The sequence below is a fragment of the Microcoleus sp. S13_C5 genome (assembly GCF_036700845.1).
Taxonomy (GTDB): Bacteria; Cyanobacteriota; Cyanobacteriia; order Cyanobacteriales; family Microcoleaceae; genus Microcoleus.
The window spans coordinates 26,190-47,200 of record NZ_JAUBPR010000029.1; the positions used below are offsets into that span (position 1 = coordinate 26,190).

Here is a 21,011-nt window from a genome sequence, read left to right on the forward strand (position 1 = left end):
GCGGCATTTAATTCGACTTTATTTATGATCCTTGCCCCGCGTAAGCTTGTAGTCTCCTTCCCAAAATTGTCCGGAGTATTGTTAGTGGTGCTTATATAAAATGTTAGACAGATTAACTTACCTTTTCATCAATACCAGTCTCATTTATACTGGGAGTTTGCTGGATGTAGTACACCTTCTTACCCTTATCAACAATAATCCCAAAGTGCTTAGAAGCTTGGCTAATGGTGCCATCATCCGAAATGGCTGAATGACTAAAAACGACTGTACAGTCGCTAGAAACCTCATAGGTACCTTCAACTCGGTAATTCTTCACATCACCTCCAAGGCTTAAAGTACCGCGTCCTTTTACTTTTCCATTCAGAATCTCAGCAGTTCTAAGTGTTGCCAAGGGAATAAATGGAGCAGCGGTACCACGAAAACCAGAAGAGGTATGGACATAAAGTCCTTTCAGAGTTTCATTTGAGCAAGTAGGCATGGCAGTAACTTTGGAAGTCAGACTGCTCAAAGTAATGATGGTAAGTAGTGCGAAAGAAATTAAGCCGATAAAAGCTTTTCGTAACATTATATTTCTCATATTTTTGGGTTGTATTTTAATTTCCTATTGTATGTAAGTTATCGGCAAAATAAAATTTATTCCTCGTTTTACTGCAATCCATTTTAAGTTTCTGTATTATCCATCACATTTTTACAACAAAACTGACTCACAAATCTCACGAGGTGACAAGAAATTTAAAATCCTTGCGCTGACAAGGTTTTAAGCCGATCGCGCTCTCAAAAATAGAGGCTGGCGATCGCCTCAAAGCATAGTCCCTAAAGATTTTAGAGCCGTTGTCACCCCGTCAGCTCACAAATATTACTTCTTTCCGCATAAACTCTCTCTTGAGGGTTCTTTGCACTCCGCACCTTACCTCTAATAACAGTGCTCCAAAGCAGTTTTTGTGTAAGTTTCGCTCTAATTAAACACTTTCATTGCTTCGACAAATTGCCGCGATATAAATGGCAAAATCTCTTCATTCTTGCTATTCTCTTTCCCCTCGGTAAATACAACCAACAAATACGGCCGCAAACCCGGTACTTCAATGTATGCAGCATCGTGACGCACTTGACTTGTCAGTCCCGCTTTTGACCACAATTTTGCTGATTCTGGCAATCCCCCGCCTAAAAAACCCGTTACTTGATTTTCAGGATCTGCCTCTAATTCTGCTGGGTCTAAACTGCGTTTCATTAAACCCATCATTTCTTGCGATGCTTTGGCAGAAACAGCTACGCCGCCGATTATACTGTGCAGCAAACGCGCCGCTGCATTTGTGGTCAGCATATTTCTATTTTCCATTAATTCTCCCAGAAATGCTCGCTCGCGACCGTAGGGGCCGTCACACCAGGTTTTTTGATTGGCGTTAATATTTTGTAATTCCGGCCAATCCAATGATTGAAAGTAACGATTGACGAGGTTTCGCTGCTGTTTCCAAGTTTCAAAGGGGCCTGGTGATAATTCTGGGCCGCTGGTGGTGCCGGTGAGCGCGTCTACTACTAAACTGGTGGCGTCGTTGCTGGAATCAACTATCATATCTCGCACGGCGCGTTCTAATTCTGGCGATGTTTGAATCATGCCTTTTTGCGCCCATTCCCAGATGGCAACGAGGTAGAATAATTTGACGATGCTGGCTGGATAAATTCGTTGGGAAGCTCTAGCGCTAAAACCTCGCGGTTGATACTTCCAAAATTCTTCTGGACTCAGGGCGCCGCCTGTATTGACTCGCACCGGCGGATCGTAGACTATCCAGGTAATGGCTGTACGATCGCCACTTAATCCTGTAAATTCTGACAATGTGGAGTCTATAATGCTACTGCCGAGGTTTTCTAATTGTTCGTCTTTGTGAAAAAATGTCATGGTTAATGGCTGACGGTTAACGGTTAACGGCTAGCAGCTAATGGCAATCTCTCGTTAAATGCGAACAATAAATGCGAACAATTAACAGCACACAATGAGCAATTAGCAATGGCCAATTATCAATTATCTGATGTTGTGCAGTACCGAGTCCGATCGCACATAAATATTTACGATTCCCCAAAGTGCGATCGATTGGCAACTCAAGCAGCGCTGGGGCGACATTTGCGAGTAGTTGACCCCCCCCTTCATAAGGAGGGGAGAAATGACATAGACTCGGTTGTTGAGGGGGATACAACGGCTGTAATGGTGCGACTGTGCGAAGATGATTATCCGGGATGGCTGGATATTCGAGATGTTGAGTTGCTCGACCCGACAGAAACAGTGTATCATCCTCTGGTGCTTTCTGAGGGCCAAATCAAGGAAAAATTACCAATTGTAATTACTTTCGCTCGCGAGGCTATGAACCAATCCAATTATTATCTTTGGGGCGGTACAGTCGGGCCGAATTATGATTGTTCGGGCTTGATGCAAGCTGCTTTTGTGGCTGCGGGCATCTGGTTGCCGAGGGATGCTTATCAGCAGGAAGCTTTTACTAAACCTATTAGTATCAGTGCTTTAGAACCGGGGGATTTAGTATTTTTTGGTACGCCCGAAAAAGCAACTCATGTAGGATTGTATCTCGGAGATAATCGCTACATTCACAGTTCGGGACAAGCACAAGGTCGCAACGGTATCGGTATCGATGTTTTGTCGGAGGATGGCGATCGAGTCAGTCAAGCTTATTACCAGCAATTGCGGGGATATGGTAAAGTTGTGGCAAGTTATCAACCTAATTAGTTGTTGACGGTTGACTGTTGACGGTTGACTGTTGATATTATCGAATAAATAAATGGACGCTGCATTATTTTTGGAAAAATTGGCTGCACAGCAGGCTGGCGCTGAGGTTGTTCTCGACGTTTCAGTGGTGGTGCCGGTGTATAATGAGGTGGAAAGTTTGCCTCATTTGATTGAGGCGATCGCCTCTTCTATCCAACCATCTGGACTCAGCTATCAAATTATTTGTGTAGATGACGGTTCTAAGGACGGTTCTGCTGAACTTCTCCAGCAGTTAGCCAGCACTCGCGATGATCTTTGTGCTGTAATTTTGCGCCGCAATTACGGGCAAACTGCTGCCATGTCGGCAGGTTTCGATCGCGCTCGCGGTCGTGCTATTGTTACCCTAGACGGCGATTTGCAAAATGACCCGGCTGATATTCCGCTATTGTTGGCAAAGTTAGATGAAGGCTACGATTTAGTTAGCGGCTGGCGCAAAAATAGGCAAGACAATACTATTAGCCGGTTGATTCCTTCTAAAATTGCGAACTGGTTAATTGGTCGCGTTACAGGCGTAACTTTGCACGACTACGGCTGTTCTTTGAAGGCTTATAAATCCGAGTTGGTAGCAGACTTAAATCTCTACGGGGAATTGCACCGCTTTTTGCCAGCGTTGGCATTTATTGAAGGGGCGAGAATTGCAGAACTGCCGGTGCGACATCACGCCCGCCGTTTCGGTCAAAGTAAGTACGGAATTTGGCGGACTTTTCGGGTGTTGATGGATTTGTTAACTATTTCTTTTATGAAAAAGTTCCTGACTCGACCGATGCACGTTTTTGGACTTTTGGGACTGAGTTCTATGACGTTAGGAACGGTTTTAGGGATTTATTTGACAGTCTTAAAATTTGCTTTTGGTCAAAGTATTGGCAATCGTCCTTTGCTGATTTTGGCTGTGGTTTTACTGTTAACTGGAGTGCAGTTATTTTGTTTTGGTTTGTTGGCGGAAGTGATGATGCGGACTTATCACGAGTCGCAGGGAAAACCGATTTATCGGGTGCGCGAGGTGTTTGGTTCTAAATAAGAGGTTGATCCAAATTATACTCGGTGATAAAAAGAGGAAAAGTTTTGAGTTTTAAGTTAAATCATTTAAAACTCAAAACTCAAAACTACTTCCTAATCTTCAATTATCCCATCTAAAATCTAAAATCTAAAATCTAAAGTTGAGTGACTTTTTGAGCTTGTCGGAGAGATGTAATAGTTGCGATCGCGTGTTCGGCGACTGCATCTATTTCTGCTTCGGTATTGAACCGGCCAATACCAAACCGAATTGAAGCATAAGCTAATTTGTCCGATCGCCCGATCGCTGCTAAAACATGAGATGGAGATATTTTCGCCGAAGTGCAAGCAGATCCCGAAGAAACTGCCGCCGCCGGTTGCAAACCCAACATCAACGCTTGACCGTCAACGCCGCCTACACTAATATTGAGATTCCCCGGCAATCTCTTAGTAGGGTGACCGTTGAGAAAAACATCGCCCAATTCACTCAAATTTTCCCACAAACGCTGCCGTAAATTAACCACTCGTTCTGTTTCCGACTCCATTTCCGTAATTGCCAATTCTACTGCTTTGGCAAACCCAACTATTTGCGGTGGGTAGAGAGTTCCCGATCGCATTCCGCGTTCGTGGCCTCCTCCGTGCATTTGTGGCGCTAGCTGCACTCTCGGTTTGTTGCGGCGCACGTAGAGAGCACCGATCCCTTTTGGCCCGTAGATTTTGTGGGCTGTCAAGGACATTAGATCGATATTCATCTCCTCTACATCGAGGGGAATTTTGCCGATCGCCTGTGCCGCATCTGTGTGGAAAAGAATGTCATTTCCCCGACAAATTGCTGCAATTTCTGCGATCGGCTGGATGACACCAATTTCGTTGTTAGCCGTCATCACTGAAACTAAAATTGTCTCGGCGCGAATCGCTTTGATCAAATCGCCTATATCAATCAGCCCGTCGCTTTTCACCGGTAAAACAGTAATGTCAAACCCCAATTTTTGCAAATAGGTACAGGGGTCGAGAATTGCATTGTGTTCGGTTTTTACTGTGATAATGTGCTTTCCTTTACTGAAATAAGCTTCGGCGATACCTTTAATCGCTAAGTTATTTGCTTCGCTGGCACCGCTGGTAAAAACAATTTCTTCTGGGGAGGCGTTGATCGCTTCTGCTATGATTTGTCGTGACTGTTTTACCGCTGCTTCTGCTTCCCAGCCGTAGACGTGGTTGATACTGGCTGCGTTGCCGAATTGTTCGGTGAAATACGGCAGCATCGCCTCAAGTACCCGTGGATCTACGGGGGTTGTGGCGTGGTTGTCGAGGTATATAGGGCGTGCGGACATAGTGCAGTTTTGGGTGAAAAAAGTGTTAGGTTTATTGTAGACGAGCCCCTTGTTCTACTACAAAACTTTATAATTAACAAATATTTGTAAAGATTTATGCGAGCTGACATTCAGGGATTAGAAATTACTCTCGGTGAGCTCAAGCACCTCACCGGCGCGGGGCCTGATCGCGTATACCGGCCGCCGACAGCGACTAAGTTTGCCCGCGAAGCTTTGAAAACAGTCGGTTTAATTGTTTTGGTTCTAATCAGTTGTTGGCTACTGGTTGCGATATTTCCTAGAGCTTATTTGTTGTGGTTCGCCCTCCACTTGGTTGCGATACTCGGTTTAATCCTTGAGGATGCGTGGAAAATTCGATGCAGTCGGCAAAACAAAGATTTAATCAATCTTTTTGATGATGTGGATCGCTATAATGGTATAATCGAAGCGATCGCCATTAATGATCAGATAGAAGATGCTGGAAATGCAGAAGTCAAAATCGGCGATCGAGCAAAAGTTATTGAAGCCTTGCAGCTCATCAGAGACGATTTAGTTCGAGCTTTGAAAACCGAAAGAATTCTTAGGGAAAACAAAAAATTTGTCGATACTAACTCCGAATTGTTTGCCAATAATTTGAGAACTTTGAATGCCCTGCAAATTAGCGATCGAGCCAGCGAACAAGGACGATTGCTCAACGAAGCTTTGCAGGTAGCCGTGGGAGTTCAAGCAGAAATGAAAAAGTTGCAAGCTCGAAACGCTGCTAATTTTAAAAATGGCAAAAGTAAGTAGCGTGCACGGCTGCGTGCGCCTCTTATCCAGTAGCAATATGCAGCTTACTGAACCGATCGAACTCAAAGACATTTTTAAAATTATGAGTTAGGAGAATTCTTAAAAAAATATCATAATTATTGTAAATTTTTTCCTGTTACGTAACAGGTAAGGATATCTTGGAAAGGTGACGTTAACAACCAGGTCAGTATGTCTTCTGCCAAACCCAAGATTATAGTTCTCGACGACGATCCGACAGGTTCTCAAACCGTGCACAGTTGCTTGCTGCTGACACGTTGGGACGAAGACACCCTGCGTTTGGGGCTGCGGGACAAGTGCCCAATTTTCTTCATACTGACAAATACTCGATCGCTCACTCCCGAAAAAGCAGCCTCCGTCACCCGCGAAGTGTGCCAAAATTTAAAAAGGGCGATCGCCAACGAAAAAATCGAAGACTTCCTAATAGTTAGCCGTTCCGATTCTACCCTGCGCGGTCACTATCCCATCGAAACCGACGTGATCGCCGAAGAACTTGGCCCCTTCGACGCCCATTTTCTAATTCCCGCCTTTTTTGAAGGAGGCAGAATTACCCGCCACAGCGTGCACTACCTAGTAGTTAACAGTGTCCCGACACCAGTACACGAAACCGAATTTGCCAAAGATTCAGTCTTCGGGTACAGTCACAGTTACCTGCCAGACTATGTAGAAGAAAAAACCAAAGGTCGCATCCCTGCTGATGCAGTCGATCGCATTTTACTCGGAGACATTCGCTACGGAAGTTTAGAGCGACTGATGGACATGACAGACAACCAATGTGCAGTTGTTGACGGCCAAAGCCAAGGCGATTTAGACACATTTGCCAAACACATTCTCAATGCAGTCAGTCAAGGCAAAAAGTTTTTATTCCGCAGTGCAGCGAGTATTTTAACATCCTTAGCTGACCTCGGCCCGCAGCCAGTAGCAGCCGACGAAATGGCAAAATATGTGAGGGGTGGCAAACCCGGTGCAGTAATAGTTGGTTCCCACGTTAAGAAAACTACTGAACAATTGGAACGCTTGTTAAAAGAACCCAATATAGTTAGCATTGAAATAGATGTATCTCACTTGCTAGAAGATTCACCCGAGTATCGCACCCAAATGCTCGATGAAATTCTCGAAAAAGCCAGCACTGCTCATGCAGAGGGCAAAACGCCTGTAATTTATACCAGCCGCAAGGAACTCGAGTTTGAAAATACCGAAGTCCGGTTAAAATTTGGAGAGGCGGTTTCTGCTTTATTGATGGATATCGTGCGGGGACTGCCTGCAGATATCGGGTTTTTGATTAGCAAGGGCGGCATTACTTCTAATGATGTTTTGAGTACAGGTTTGTCGCTGAAAAGTGTCAGGCAAATCGGTCAAATTATAGCAGGTTGTTCGGTGGTGAAAACCGAGGCAGAGCATCCTCTGTTTCCCAATTTACCAGTTGTTTTGTTTCCGGGAAATGTGGGGGATAGCCATGCTTTGGCTACGGTTTACAAGCGGCTGAGCAAGTAGTATAGCTCGTTGAATCGCAGATTAACGCAGATGAATTTAGCTTCTAGTCAGGGAGGAGAATGTTCATCTGCGGTTGGTCGATGGGTTTCAATGCTCGATCGAACTTTATGGCAACTGCCACTGCACGACCACTTCAAAAAAAATCTCTAGTCTACTTTTTTCTTGCTAAATCGACCCAAGTATGATAGGATAGAGAGTCTGTCCATAACTAAAGCCGATCGGCAAAGTTGAAAATCGCGTCATCGCTAGGCACTCTCAAAAAAATTAGATTTCTCAAAAATAGTTACCTCCGAACTCTACATATAGGGCCAACAGCACCAGAGCTACTGCTATCAGTAGCGTTTCCAGCTCGTATCAGCCTAAATTTTAAAATTAAGTAGAAATTTCCACATAGTAATTTTTAGCTGAAAGGATTAGCATATAAGGGTGACAGAACATTATCATCCCCTAAACTCATTAAAAGGTGGCCATTGGTTCAAGCTGATCTGTGGGGCGAGCTTTCAACACCTGCCTGCTGTACGAAATCTCACCTTGGCTTACACCTTAGCAGGCGCTGACTGTATCGATGTCGCGGCAGATCCCGCCGCCGTCGCCGCAGCGAAAGAAGCCCTACAAGTGGCCAGCGAATTACAGGCAAGAACTCAAAACCGCAGGTTTGGCGGCAAAGGGTTGCCGTTGCTGATGGTGAGTTTAAACGATGGGGAAGACCCGCATTTTCGCAAAGCCGAATTCAACCCAGCCGATTGTCCGGCGGACTGCTGGCGGCCGTGCGAAAAAATATGTCCAGCCGAAGCAATAGTTTTTCAGAGGGCTGGCAGTGGTTTTTCCGGGGTGATAGACGAGCAGTGCTATGGCTGCGGTCGCTGTCTGCCGATTTGTCCGAGCCAACTGATTTATACTCGTTCTTACGTGTCTGCTCCCGCCGCGATCGCACCTTTAATCTTGCAATCCGGTGCCGACGCCCTAGAAATCCACACGCAAGTAGGCAGAGAGGCAGATTTTGGGCGACTTTGGTCGAGCATAGCTCCCTGGGTCGGTCAACTCAAGGTAATAGCAATTAGTTGCCCGGATGGAGACGGTTTGATTGATTATTTGCGGACACTCTATCAAATAATTTCCCCCCTTCCTTGTCCCCTAATTTGGCAAACCGACGGTAGGCCAATGAGCGGAGATATCGGAACAGGAACTACTAGAGCCGCGGTCAAACTCGGTCAAAAAGTTTTGGCTGCCCAGTTGCCGGGATACGTGCAACTTGCAGGCGGCACTAATGCTCACACTGTCAGCAAGTTGAGAGCCGAGGGACTGATGAGGGAGTATCGGAAAAATTTGTCCATTCCTGATACCCCACACATTGCAGGTATAGCTTACGGCAGCTATGCCAGGGTTTTGCTGTCGCCAATTTTAGAACAATTAGACACAATGCAGACCGATCGAGCCTATGCCGTTCCGGTGGCAGTCGCGCGGTCAGCAGCCGGAGTTCAAACATCTCGGCTACCTCAGCTTGAAGCCGTCCCAGAACTTCTCTCGGAGGCCGTGAGTTTAGCTCGTTCTCTAGTTTCCCAGCTCAAAGAATTTTAGTCATTGGGAATTGGGCATTGGGCATTGGGCATTGGTACTAATGACTAATGACTAATGACTAATGACCACTGACTAAAAAGTTGAAAACGTCACCGAACACATCGAGGCGAATGCAGATTACAGACGACCTCAACAGATTATTAGACATCGTGCCAGATGAGATCCGGCAGCCCTTAGAGCAGCACCCGCAGCGCAACAATCTCATTGAGATTGTCATGGATTTGGGCCGCCAACCTGAAGCTCGTTTTCCCTCGCTGGCCGAACCTCTTTCTCAAACGCCAGTTTCCAAGGCACACCTCAACTATTGCATCGAGCGAGTCGGCCACTTCGGCGGCGACAATCGAGCCGGTATCGAGCAAACCCTGCACCGAATTAGCGCCCTACGCAACCGCAGTGGCGAGATTATCGGCTTGACTTTGAGGGTTGGCCGCGCTGTGTTCGGGACGATCGGCATTATCCGCGATTTGGTGGAAACCGGTCAGTCAATTTTGATGCTCGGTCGCCCCGGAGTCGGCAAAACCACGGCCCTGCGGGAAATTGCCCGCGTGCTCGCCGATGACTTGGAAAAACGGGTGGTAATCATCGACACCTCCAACGAAATTGCCGGAGATGGAGATATTCCCCACCCAGCGATCGGCAGAGCTCGCAGAATGCAAGTTTCTCGTCCCGAACTCCAGCACCAAGTCATGATCGAAGCAGTGGAAAACCATATGCCCGAAGTGATCGTGATTGACGAAATCGGCACGGAACTCGAAGCTTTGGCGGCTCGGACGATCGCCGAAAGGGGCGTGCAGTTGGTCGGTACCGCCCACGGGAACCGGATCGAAAACTTGATGAAAAACCCAACTCTGGCAGATTTAATTGGGGGCATCCAAGCGGTGACGCTGGGAGATGACGAAGCAAGACGGCGCGGTTCTCAAAAGACGGTTTTGGAGCGCAAAGCACCGCCAACTTTTGAAATTGCCATCGAAATGCTCGAACGCGAGCGCTGGGTAATCCACGAGCGAGTCGCAGATGCGATCGACACTTTGCTGCGGGGACGCGAACCGCACCAGCAAATCAGAAGCGTCAGCGAGACTGGAGAAATAATTATCGAGCGCGAGTCAGCCGCTCCCCCCGCCCGGTTTCCGGGCATGGCAGCTTCCAGCGGCCCGGCTGCTGTATCAGCAATCCGGCCCGTCACACCGATCTCAGGGTGGCGGAGTGCTGGCAAAATGGTGCCGATGCCGGCTCCCAGCGAGAACTTCGCTGCTAAAAGCGCGCCGGTTTCTGAGACTCGGTATTTCGAGCAACTGCTCGAAGAATCCCTGTCCGTCGATCCGGGACCTAAGCCCGGACGTTTTTCCCAGAATGTCGGCCCTAACGGCGAAGATTTGCCCCTCCACGTTTATCCTTACGGCATAGCTCGCCACCAGCTCGAACAGGTGATTTCGACGCTGAACCTGCCGGTACTGCTGACAAAGGATATTGAGAGCGCTGACGTGGTTTTGGCTTTGCGATCGAACGTTCGGAACCAGTCGAAATTGAGGCACTTGGCCAAAACTCGCCAAGTTCCCCTGCATACAATTAAGGCCGGCACTATTCCCCACGTAGCGAGAGCTTTGCGGCGTCTGTTAGACATGGATGACCCCGGTACCCCGGAAGTGGCAGACCTCGCCTTATTCGCCCGCAGCGGTTCTTCTGACGAGCTCGAAGCTCTCGAAGAAACGCGCTTAGCAGTCGAGCAAATTGTCATTCCGAAGGGACAGCCGGTGGAACTCCTGCCCCGTTCTCCCAACGTCCGCAAAATGCAGCACGAACTTGTGGAACACTATCACCTGAAATCCCACAGTTTTGGAGAAGAACCCAATCGCCGCCTGCGGATATATCCAGCTTAAAGTTGGAGATTAGTACCTTTGAAGGCAGAAGGTGGAAGACAGAAGGGAGAATTTTTTCCTGGCTTCTGTCTTTTACCTTTTGCCTTTTTCCTTTAAGTAGCTGACCACTTTCTGATATTATGATGTTGTGTGACAGTGTTCTTGTTAATGCGATCGGCTAAATTCCCGATTTCTAATTTCCAATTCCCCAATTTCCCATTACCAATACTTCGACTACACGAGCTTACAAGTTTCCCAATTCTCAATAGTTCAGCTACGCACTTCCCTTCGGCTCCCTTCGGCTTCGCGAACGGACGAGCCACAGGCTAGCAGCTATGCTCAGCACAAACTCAGCACCAGCTCAGTAAAAGTTGCCACTTCCCAAATTATTAAATTAATCTACATGAGTTGACATGAATGATTCCATAGTTCAGCTATTTATCAACTTAATTACAACGGAGATGGGTGTACGAATTCGCTCCCAAGATAGAGCGGGTTTGTCTCATAAAATCATGACTAGAATGAGAGAAAAAAAAATTGCAGAACCAGAAAAATATTATAAACTTTTAACCGCCAAAACTTTTGAAAGTAAAAATGAATGGGCAAAATTAGTATTGCTATTAACCACAACTGAAAGTTATTTTATGCGAGACAAAGGACAGTTTGCTCTGTTAAACAGAGTAATTTTTCCTGAATTGATAGAGCAGAAAAGAAACTTGCACAAGACCTTGGGAATGCAGCCTACACTGCGAATCTGGAGTGCAGGCTGCTCAACCGGTGAAGAACCTTATTCTTTAGCTATTGTTTTAAAACAATTGATTCCAGATTGGGAGCAATGGAAAATATTGATTTTAGGTACAGATATTAATGAAAAAGTCATCAAAAAAGCGCCCCAGGGAGTTTACAGTCATTGGTCGTTTCGCTTGGTAGAACCGCAGATACAAAAGCAGTATTTTCATCAGAGGCCAAATGATTGGGAAATTAATCTAGAATTGCGAGAAAGTGTCAACTTTAGTTGTGTAAATTTAATCACAGATGAGTTTCCTAATATTTACCAAAATATTTATAACATAGACTTAATTTTGTGTAGAAACGTTTTTGTTTATTTTGAACATAAGTATATTTCACTGGTACTTAAAAAATTTTCCAAGACCCTGAGACCGGGAGGATATTTAATGACCGGTCACGCTGAAGTTTACGGTCAAATTATGAACGAGTTTGAACCCAAGATTTTCCCGGAGTCGGTGGTGTATCAGCGGCGGGATGCAGTACCCGATGAAGGCTCTCAAATAAAGTCTAGGGTTGCGACGGTAGGGGAAGCCAACTCGGCATTTCGGGAATTCCCGAAAGCAGATACTATGGGCGATGATAGTGGTGAGTTGCTAACAGGGGAAACTATGCCACCTCGTTTTACTACTAACAGCAATTTTCCCGAGATAGAGATTCCACCCGTATTAAAAATAAGTAATCCGTTGGGGAATATGCTGCCCTCTCGCTATCTGGAGGACGGCTTGCCGAACAATGCCGTGTCAGTTACAGAAAAAATAATAGCAGAAAATACTCAAAATAAAACGCCTCAAATGCTAATTTTAGAGGCTAAACAATTATTTAAAAATCAAGATTATGCTGCGGCTATCAACAAGGCACAAGAGGCAATAAACTTGCAGGGACATAATTTTGATGCTTATTTTTTAATCGCTCAAGTTCAGGCTAATGCCGGCAATTATTCTCAGGCAATAGAATACTGTAATAGAGCGAGAAAAGTCGATCCTGGATCAGTATATACTGATTATTTACAAGCTCAAATTGCTGAAGAACAGGGGCAATTGGAAACAGCAAAGAATTTATTAAAGAGGACTATTTATATGTGTCCATCTTTTGTTTCAGCTTATATAGAACTAGGGAATATATACAATAAGGAAGGTCAAGTAAAAAGAGCTCTTAAAATGTACAATTCATCTTGTGAAATCTTGAAAGCACTACCGCCAAACACTCCCATAGATTCACAGGGGAAAATGACAGCTAGTCAAGTCCTGATGAATGTTAAAAAAAAATTGTTAAAATTATACAGTAAAGAAACTGTACACTAAAATATGGAAACTAAACCGTATCTTATCTTTGAACAGAACGGTTTTCTCTGCGGTATAGAAGCCTGCTACGTTCGGGAAATTTTCTTTCTGCCGGAGTTGACAGCAATTGCAGAAGCACCTCAAGATATTGTTGGGGCGATCGACCTTCGGGGCGAAATTCTGCCCGTGATGGATCTGAATCTTCGTTTTGGATACGTTTGGCAGGAGTATTCTGTGACAGATAGTACGATCGTCATCGAGTGGCAAGAATCGAAAGTCGGTATAATTGTCAATCAAGTTCGCGAAGTTAAGGAAATCTCAGAAGATACCATCACTCCGCAGCTATCTTACGGACGAGAGAATTCAGAAGCCTCTCATTATTTTGTAGCTGGACTTGCCCGCTGTGAAGCCGATATTATCATGCTGCTAAACCTCGATCACTTAATTCGATATTCTCCCGAAAGGTCACAGGAAAGCTGGCCTGTTTCTCCAAGCAATGCAGGTAATCAAGAAACAGCAGGTGAGTCAGATACGGAAAGTTTACGGTGGCAAATAGGTGCAAAAATGTTAGGCAAAAATCCTAAGATTTTGAGCAATCGTCACGTTTTTTGCCCGCAGGCTACCCCGGAAGAAAAAGCAATTTTTCAATCGCGGACTAATAATTTGAGGCTGGGAGGCGAGGGGGAAAATGATGCTGCAATCAATATGTCCCTGGCGGTGTTTGTTTTGAATGGCGAATACTTTGGTATTCATTTAGATCTAGTCCGCGAATTTACTGATATCAACCAAGTAACTCCGGTTCCTTGCACTCCCGATCGCATAGTGGGAAATATAAATTTACGGGGAGAAATTGTGACGCTAATTGATATTCGCAGTCTTTTAAATATGTCTTTAAATATGTCGGAGGCGGCAAATTATCTCTCTAAGGCGATCGTTGTCGAAGTGGCGGATGTGGTCGCTGGTATAGTGGTTGACGAAATATTAGATATTATATACTTAAATGTGTCGGAAATGGCGGCTATTCCGGCAGCACTGCATTCTGCCAACCGCGAATATTTACGGGGGACAGCTATTTACGGGGAAAAAATGATGGCTATTCTGAACTTGCAAAAACTGCTGACAAAAGGAGGAGTAGTTGTTGATGAAGAGGTTTGAATCAAGAAGAGGACTTATACAAAGCATATGTGTCATGAGTCTAGTGAAGCATCTGGCTTAATACTTCATTTCCTTAGCAATCCCTATCCAACGCACAGATCAGCACTGGTAACCAGCGGGACTTAGCATGAGAGAATTATCTTGAAATGCGTCCAGGACTAAAGAAGTTAGTTATACCACAATACGGTTGAGTTAAGCCCGAGCCCCCCTTCTCAAGGCAGGGACCAGAACTTACTCAAAGTCCTCGCAACGATGCGGTGGATGCGACGGGGATCGGTGAGGAATAAATAGTTTTAACCCAAGCGTATTGAGTTATACCAAATCCGCTTTTCAAGCGAGATTTGACTAAGCAATCTAATTCGTTTATGCACGTGCTTAAATTAAGGAGAAAAATATGTTTTCTAAGTTAATAAAATTAAATATTAGAAATAGAATGCTGCTGGCCTATGTAGCACCAGCAACTATATACTTGGGTTTTCCTGTGCTAGTTTATACAACTACTAATCAGGTATTGAATAATTTTCAAGAAGTAGAAAGGATAGAAAATGTGATCAGATACACAAATGATATGTCCACAGGTGCTGAACAAATGGTACGGGGAATGCGCGGGTATTTAATTAATAAAAATCCGCAGTTTTTAAAGGATTTTAAAACAGGAGGAGAATTAGCTAGTCAGTCGGGTAAGAGTGCGAAGTTGAAAATTAAAAATCCTGAACAGAGAATTCGTTTAGACAAGATGTTAGATCTCTGCAAAGAATATTATGAGGGTTCTAACGAAATAGTTGTTTTATTACAACAAAATAAGAGAGCCGAAGCATTGGCTATATTTAACACAGGAAAACAGACAAAATTTGTGAACGAATTTGTGGAAGTGAATAAGCAATTTCGCGAAATAGAAGTAAAAGCGATTAAGCAAGCTACAGAAAAAACGAAGCAATCTTTAGTTTTCTTGCTCTCGGCATTGGTATTTGGTTCCGTGTTTTTATTGGTGTTAGGTGCGGTTATAGCTTGGCTGATTTCGTCAGGAATTGCCCAAACTATCGATCGGGCAATTAGCTCGATCGCCACTTCTTCCACTGAGATTGCAGCCACCGTGGAAGAACAGGAACGCATGGCAAGTCAGCAAGCAGCTTCAGTAAATCAAACTACTACTACAATGGACGAATTGGGAGCATCTTCCAGGGCGACATCACAGCAAATAGAAACAGCGGTGGTTCAAGCAATGCAAGCTTTGAATTTAGCTGGAGGTGGCACAAAAGCTGTAGAACAAACTTTAGAAGCAATGGCAACTCTGAAAACTAAAGTTCAGGATATCCAAGGACAAATTATAGAGTTGAGCGAACAAACAGATCACATTGGTAATATCTCAACTGTAGTTAGCGATTTGGCCAATCAAACTAATATGTTAGCACTCAATGCTGCTGTTGAAGCAGTGCGGGCGGGAGATCACGGCAAGGGGTTTGGCGTGGTGGCGTCAGAAATTCGCAAACTTGCCGATCGCAGTAAAAAATCAGGAGCGCAAATTAATCTATTAGTTGCTGATATTCAAAAGGCAATTAACTCAACGGTAATGGTGACAGACGAAGGAACTAAAACAGTGGAATCGGGGGTGAATATTGCCTCAGAAACCGCAGTGGCATTTGCAGGAGTTGCCAATGCCATTAACAATGTGGTTTTGAGTTCTCAGCAAATTTCGCTGAATGCCAAACAGCAATCAATCGCGATCGAACAGGTAGTGCAAGCTATGAACTCTCTCAATCAAGCCGCAGCCCAAACCGCTTGCGGTATCAGTCAAACTAAAGTCGGCACTCAAAAGTTGAATGAAGCAGCCTTAGATTTGAAGGCAGTTTTGTAGGAGAGCGATGAATTATGAGTAGTTTCCTAAAAATGCCACATATATCCTTAATAATTAAAGCAATTGCTTTGGCGATCGACCTCCCTACAATTCCAGCCATATTAACCGGAGTAATAACTTGTTTATGGGCAAATTAGAACGTAATCTCAAATCAGCAGTATAGTTGTGAGTTGTGAGTTATTATTTGGGAGTTGTTATTTTTTCTGGTTCTACCAATTCCCAATTCCCTATACTTCGGCTACGCGGGAGCATCTCAATGAAAGCAGCCCAGCTAGAAATTGGAGCCAGGAGCCAGCAGCCAGGAGGAAGAAGGAAGAAGGAAGGAGCCAGAATAAGTGTTTTTACAAATATGAGATGCTCCCGGCTACGCGATCGTACAATTTTCCAATTCCCTATACTTAGACTATGCGAGCGTACAAGTTACCAGTAACCGATTTCCAGTAACCAATGATTAACCAATTTTTCCAAAAAATGCAGCACCGACTGTTGCTACTCCTAATTTTAAGTACCTTGATTCCAGTATCTATTGTTGGTTGGTATGGAATTTCTTCTTCAACAGAAGCACTGCAAAATTTAGCATTAATAACCCTTAGTGACAGTGTTAATTCCACCGCCTCTCAAATGATTAACAAGTTTGAAAATCTGAGAGCCGATATTTTGTTTCTCCGCAACACTCCCCCAGTTCAGGGACTGATTAGATCGAGAGAAGGAAAGGGATTAGACAAACAAACTAATTCAACTTATAAAGATTGGGTTGATCGAATGCAACTTACATTTTTATCCATGATGGAGGCCAAGCCATATTATATGCAATTGCGTTACATAGATAACAGCGGTAAGGAACTCGTGCGCGTAAATTCTGATGGCACAAATATCCAAGTTATTCCAGATTCTCAGCTACAAAATAAAGCAGACACAGATTACTTTGCAGCAACTATGAAGCTAAAACCTGGAGAAGTCTATGTGTCTTCCTTAAATCTGAATAAGGAAAGGGGGAAAATAGAAACTCCTTACAAGCCAACAATTCGCTACGCAACTCCAATTTTTAATCCCAAAGGAGAAAGACAAGGCTTGGTCATTAGTAATGCTCTGGGTAGCACTCTGATCCATATGATTAAAAATCTCAATCCTGAACTATCAGAGCAATCTTTTATCTTAAATCAAGATGGGTATTATCTGGCTCATCCCAATCCTAAAAAAGCCTGGGGATTTGAACTCCAAACTAAAGAAAATGTCAAAAATGATTATTCAGGAGACATTCTTGCTAAAATACTCTCAGGGGGTCAGGGAAATATTGATGAGAGGGATCTAGTGATTAGCTATAAGACAGTTTTTCCCAGCCCACAAAATACAAACAAATTTTTAGTAATTGTGGCTACTTCACCCAAAAAGTTGCTTTTTCATTCGATAGATTATCTTCAAAAAATAGCTGCACTTATTGCTCTTGTTTCCCTGGCGGTGGTGCTGGGATTTGGATGTTTTTTTTTGCAGAAAATTGTTGCTCTGATTCGGGGGTTGATTTACCAAATATCCTCATTTTCACTGCAAATAGAATCTAATATGAACCGACAAGAGCAAATAGCAAATAGGCAATTTGTCTCGGTTAATCAAACAACTATAACTCTAGAAAATTTGGGTCGCTCTTCTCAGCAAACAGCCGAGCAAGCTGAGTCTGTTGCCATTGCCGCTCGCCAAGCTTTAAATCTAGCTGAAGAAGGTACTAAAAAAGTAGATCAAACTCTCAATCAAATGCTGAATCTTAGAGAAGCTGTGGTGGCAATTTCTAAGCAAAATCATCGACTCGACGACAGCACGAGTCAGATTGGCAATATATCGACTCTCGCAAGTTTGGTTAGCGATTTAGCCAGCCAAACTAATATGCTGGCTCTCAACGCCGCTGTGGAAGCAGTCAGAGCCGGCGAGTACGGTAAAGGTTTTGCGGTGGTAGCAAGCGAAATTCGTAAGTTAGCAGATGAAAGCCAACAAGCAGCACAAAAGATTAATGGTATTATTCCAGAAATTAAGGGCGCGATCGACTCAACGGTAAAAGCAACTGAAGAGAGTCGCAAAACGGTTGCAGAAGGGGTGAAAACAGCACAAGATACGGCAGAAGCTTTTACTGGTGTGAGGGAAGCTTGCAATCTGGTGTTTGCTAGCAACCAGCAAATTTCATTTAATGTTAAACAGCAGGCGATCGCGATTCAGCAAGTAGGTGATGCCATGAGTTCTATGAAGGAATCTGCGTCTCAAACAGTCAGCGGCATTACTCAAGTTAAAATCGGTACTCAACAACTCACAGAAGCTGCCTTTAATCTTAAAGAAGTAGTGTAGTTATTAGTCATTAGTCATTAGCAAGCAACTGAGTATTCAACATAATTATCATTATCAATTACCCCTGATTCCTGCTCAATTACCTATTACTCAACAACATATATGATGATTGAAGATCAAGAACTCCGAGATGTATTTAAAGTCGCTAGTCAAGAACACTTACAGAAACTAGACGACGGATTGCTGTACTTAGAACAACATCCGAGCGACTTAGCTAAGTTAGAGCAATTGTTGCGAGAAACCCATTCTCTTAAAGGTGATGCTGGGATGCTAGGTGTAAAAGATGTAGCATCTTTAGCTCATCAAATGGAGCATATTTTTGGAGGCATCAAGCGAGGAGAAACTCAACTGAATTCGGATATTAGCGATCGACTTTCGCAAGGTTTAGACGCCATGCGGAAACTCGTTAACGAAGCCGTTACCGGCGAAGATTCCGGCGTTAATACTTTTTACATACTCGCTAGCATGATGGGTGCTTCTAGTCAGCCAAAGCCACAGGCAGCAGCCTCAATAGTAGATACCTCATCTTCACAAGTACCAGAACAACCGTTGGTAGAACCGCAATTTACTGAGCATCCTATTCCAGAACTAGAAACAAATGTTGAAACTTCTGAAGTCCTTAACTTAGAGAAAAATTCCTCTTTTTTACCCCTACAATCCAAGCCAGAATTTCTACTGCAAGCTCAAAACTTGCCGGCACCTTCTGGGCCCACCAGTGAGTCGGCTTCGCAGTCGGCAGTTACTGCATCCTCAACTTCATCCTACCGCATTGAAACCATTCGCGTTGCTACTCAAAATTTAGACGATTTAATGACTCAAGCAGGGGAACTTACTGTCACCAAAACTCGGCTAGGGCACCGAGTTGCAGAGATAGAACAAATTACAACTTTGTGGGAAGAGTGGAGCCGAGAATATTTTGTAACTAGCTTGACTGTTGATCGGATGCAAATAGATGAAAACGGCATTAAAGCCAACGGTAAATTTAGCCAATTGCAGGATTACTATCAACGTACAGAAGAACGTTTAGAACGTCTCGGAACTTTAGTCAACAGCTTGAGAAATCGAGTTTATGAAGATACTGCCAGACTCGAATTAATTACTGAGGCATTAGAATCAGGAATTCGCACTCTGAGACTGCTGCCTTTATCTACTATTTTTAATTTATTTCCTCGAACTGTTCGAGACTTAGCGAAACGGGAAGGTAAAGAAGTTGCCTTAGTGATTGAAGGAGGTGAAACTACAGCAGATAAACGCATTTTAGAGGAAATGAAAGACCCTTTAATGCACATGATTAGAAATGCGATCGACCACGGTATTGAAAATGTTGAGGAGCGGAAAAAACTAGGTAAACTTCCCGTGGCAACTCTCCGAATTAAAGGCTATAATATGGCTAGCAATATTATTATTGAAGTTGCTGATGATGGCCGGGGACTAAATCTAGAGAGTATTAAACAAACGGCAGTAAAACGTAATATTTGTACGCTTGAACAACTGGCAGAAATGACAGAGAACCAAGTCCACAATTTAATTTTTACTCCGGGTTTCTCGACCAAAAAATTTGTTACAGAAGTATCGGGGCGCGGGGTGGGTTTAGATGTAGTTCGTACTAATGTTGAAGCCCTAAAAGGTAGTATTCAAGTAGAGTCTTTACCGGGTAAAGGATGCACTTTGAGGCTGCAAATCAGCACGTCTTTAGCTACAGCAAATGTATTGATTGTCATAGTTGAAGACATTCCTTATGCTCTGCCAGTCGAGTTTGTAGACACGGCTCAACAGGTGTCTCAGTCTGAGATATTTGCTATAGAAGGTAAGGAAACTATACTTTCAAAGGGTCAGCCTCTGTCAGTTGCTCATCTGACAGATTTACTAGAATTAAACAATAGACAAGGGTGGCAAAAAAATCGGTATTTGAGACAGGAAAGCGGCAGCGAAGCTCTAAGAAAAAATCAAAACTACTTCCTCAATTCAACTTCTTCAAAAATGCCTTGTATTATTTTGAAAGTTGGGGAGGAAAGATTGGGATTATTTGTAGATGCTTTGATAGACGAACAGGATGTGGTGATGAAGCCTCAAAGTCAATTGCTGAAACGGGTGCGAAATGTTTCGGGGGCCACAATTCTAGGTACTGGGGAAGTTTGTATGGTACTCAATCCCCACGATTTGATAAAATCTGTACGCCAGCAAGTTTCGTCCCGGGGGGTTTTTGGTGCGCGATCGCAACTTGAGACTGCCAGCAGAAAACAAGTTATACTATTAGCAGAAGACTCGATCGCCACGCGCACTCAAGAAAAGCGCATCCTGGAAGGTGCGGGTTACGAAGTTGTGACTGCGGTAGACGGATTGGATGCTTTCCATAAATTAAAAACTCGCGATTTTGATGCTGTGATTTCTGACATACAAATGCCAAATTTAGACGGTTTGGCCCTGACTATTAAGATTCGGGAGCAAAAAGAGTACAGTGAGTTGCCGATAATTTTAGTGACATCTTTGGCATCGGATGAAGATAGAAAAAGAGGGGCGGATGCGGGGGCAAATGCTTATATTCCTAAAGGTACTTTCAATCAAGATGTGTTGGTAGAGACACTAAAAAGGTTAGTTTAGTCATTAGTCATTACTCCTTGGTTATGAGGCATTTGTTATTTACTAGCAATTAGCACGACCCAATATCCAGTGCCCAGTGCATCATTACCAGTGCATCGATGCCCAATGCCCAATACTTTGACTACGCGGTTACTGAGCGACTCGTGCTGAGCTTAGCCACTCGCCCTGCGCGCCTTGCCCGCTAAGCTTCGC

The 21,011-nt window shown here is 44.1% G+C and carries 14 protein-coding genes; 11 read left to right on the forward strand and 3 right to left on the reverse strand.

Annotated features, from left to right (window positions below):
• Positions 1-112: 112 nt before the first annotated feature.
• Positions 113-565, reverse strand: coding sequence for a hypothetical protein (locus QUA04_RS10750; RefSeq protein WP_333256531.1), 453 nt, complete (start codon positions 563-565; stop codon positions 113-115).
• Positions 566-955: 390 nt separating this feature from the next.
• Positions 956-1,894 carry a serine hydrolase gene (locus tag QUA04_RS10755; protein WP_333256535.1) on the reverse strand — a complete coding sequence of 313 codons (939 nt, stop codon included), beginning with the start codon at positions 1,892-1,894 and terminating at the stop codon, positions 956-958.
• 108 nt (positions 1,895-2,002) lie between these two features.
• On the opposite strand from QUA04_RS10755, the gene QUA04_RS10760 reads away from it, so the two are divergent.
• Both QUA04_RS10760 and QUA04_RS10765 read left to right on the forward strand, forming a co-directional pair.
• Positions 2,003-2,731: a C40 family peptidase gene (locus tag QUA04_RS10760; RefSeq protein WP_333256537.1), complete on the forward strand. Its 729-nt coding sequence runs from the start codon at positions 2,003-2,005 to the stop codon at positions 2,729-2,731.
• 52 nt (positions 2,732-2,783) lie between these two features.
• Positions 2,784-3,788, forward strand: coding sequence for a glycosyltransferase family 2 protein (locus QUA04_RS10765; RefSeq protein WP_333256540.1), 1,005 nt, complete (start codon positions 2,784-2,786; stop codon positions 3,786-3,788).
• 133 nt (positions 3,789-3,921) lie between these two features.
• Here the strand turns inward: QUA04_RS10765 and QUA04_RS10770 are convergent, their stop codons facing one another.
• Positions 3,922-5,094, reverse strand: coding sequence for an IscS subfamily cysteine desulfurase (locus QUA04_RS10770; protein WP_333256542.1), 1,173 nt, complete (start codon positions 5,092-5,094; stop codon positions 3,922-3,924).
• 96 nt (positions 5,095-5,190) lie between these two features.
• On the opposite strand from QUA04_RS10770, the gene QUA04_RS10775 reads away from it, so the two are divergent.
• The 9 genes from QUA04_RS10775 (at position 5,191) to QUA04_RS10815 (ending at position 20,819) form a co-directional block, all read left to right on the forward strand.
• Positions 5,191-5,862: a hypothetical protein gene (locus tag QUA04_RS10775; RefSeq protein WP_333256545.1), complete on the forward strand. Its 672-nt coding sequence runs from the start codon at positions 5,191-5,193 to the stop codon at positions 5,860-5,862.
• 189 nt (positions 5,863-6,051) lie between these two features.
• The gene (locus QUA04_RS10780; RefSeq protein WP_333256548.1) at positions 6,052-7,374 is read left to right on the forward strand and encodes a four-carbon acid sugar kinase family protein; all 1,323 of its coding nucleotides are present in this window, start codon (positions 6,052-6,054) and stop codon (positions 7,372-7,374) included.
• Positions 7,375-7,800: 426 nt separating this feature from the next.
• A complete protein-coding gene (gene ldpA, locus QUA04_RS10785) occupies positions 7,801-8,952 on the forward strand; it encodes a circadian clock protein LdpA (protein WP_333256549.1) in 1,152 nt (383 codons plus the stop codon).
• A gap of 110 nt (positions 8,953-9,062) precedes the next feature.
• Entirely contained in the window at positions 9,063-10,829 is a 1,767-nt protein-coding gene (locus QUA04_RS10790; protein ID WP_333256551.1) for a R3H domain-containing nucleic acid-binding protein, read from the forward strand.
• Between the two features lie 392 nt (positions 10,830-11,221).
• Positions 11,222-12,898 (forward strand): CheR family methyltransferase, encoded by a 1,677-nt coding sequence (locus QUA04_RS10795; RefSeq protein ID WP_333256554.1) that lies wholly within the window; start codon positions 11,222-11,224, stop codon positions 12,896-12,898.
• Between the two features lie 3 nt (positions 12,899-12,901).
• Entirely contained in the window at positions 12,902-14,032 is a 1,131-nt protein-coding gene (locus QUA04_RS10800; RefSeq protein WP_333256557.1) for a chemotaxis protein CheW, read from the forward strand.
• Between the two features lie 394 nt (positions 14,033-14,426).
• Positions 14,427-15,887: a methyl-accepting chemotaxis protein gene (locus QUA04_RS10805; protein WP_333256559.1), complete on the forward strand. Its 1,461-nt coding sequence runs from the start codon at positions 14,427-14,429 to the stop codon at positions 15,885-15,887.
• A gap of 447 nt (positions 15,888-16,334) precedes the next feature.
• A complete protein-coding gene (locus QUA04_RS10810; RefSeq protein WP_333256562.1) occupies positions 16,335-18,218 on the forward strand; it encodes a methyl-accepting chemotaxis protein in 1,884 nt (627 codons plus the stop codon).
• A gap of 105 nt (positions 18,219-18,323) precedes the next feature.
• The gene (locus tag QUA04_RS10815) at positions 18,324-20,819 is read left to right on the forward strand and encodes a hybrid sensor histidine kinase/response regulator (RefSeq protein WP_333256586.1); all 2,496 of its coding nucleotides are present in this window, start codon (positions 18,324-18,326) and stop codon (positions 20,817-20,819) included.
• The last annotated feature ends 192 nt before the right edge of the window (positions 20,820-21,011 follow it).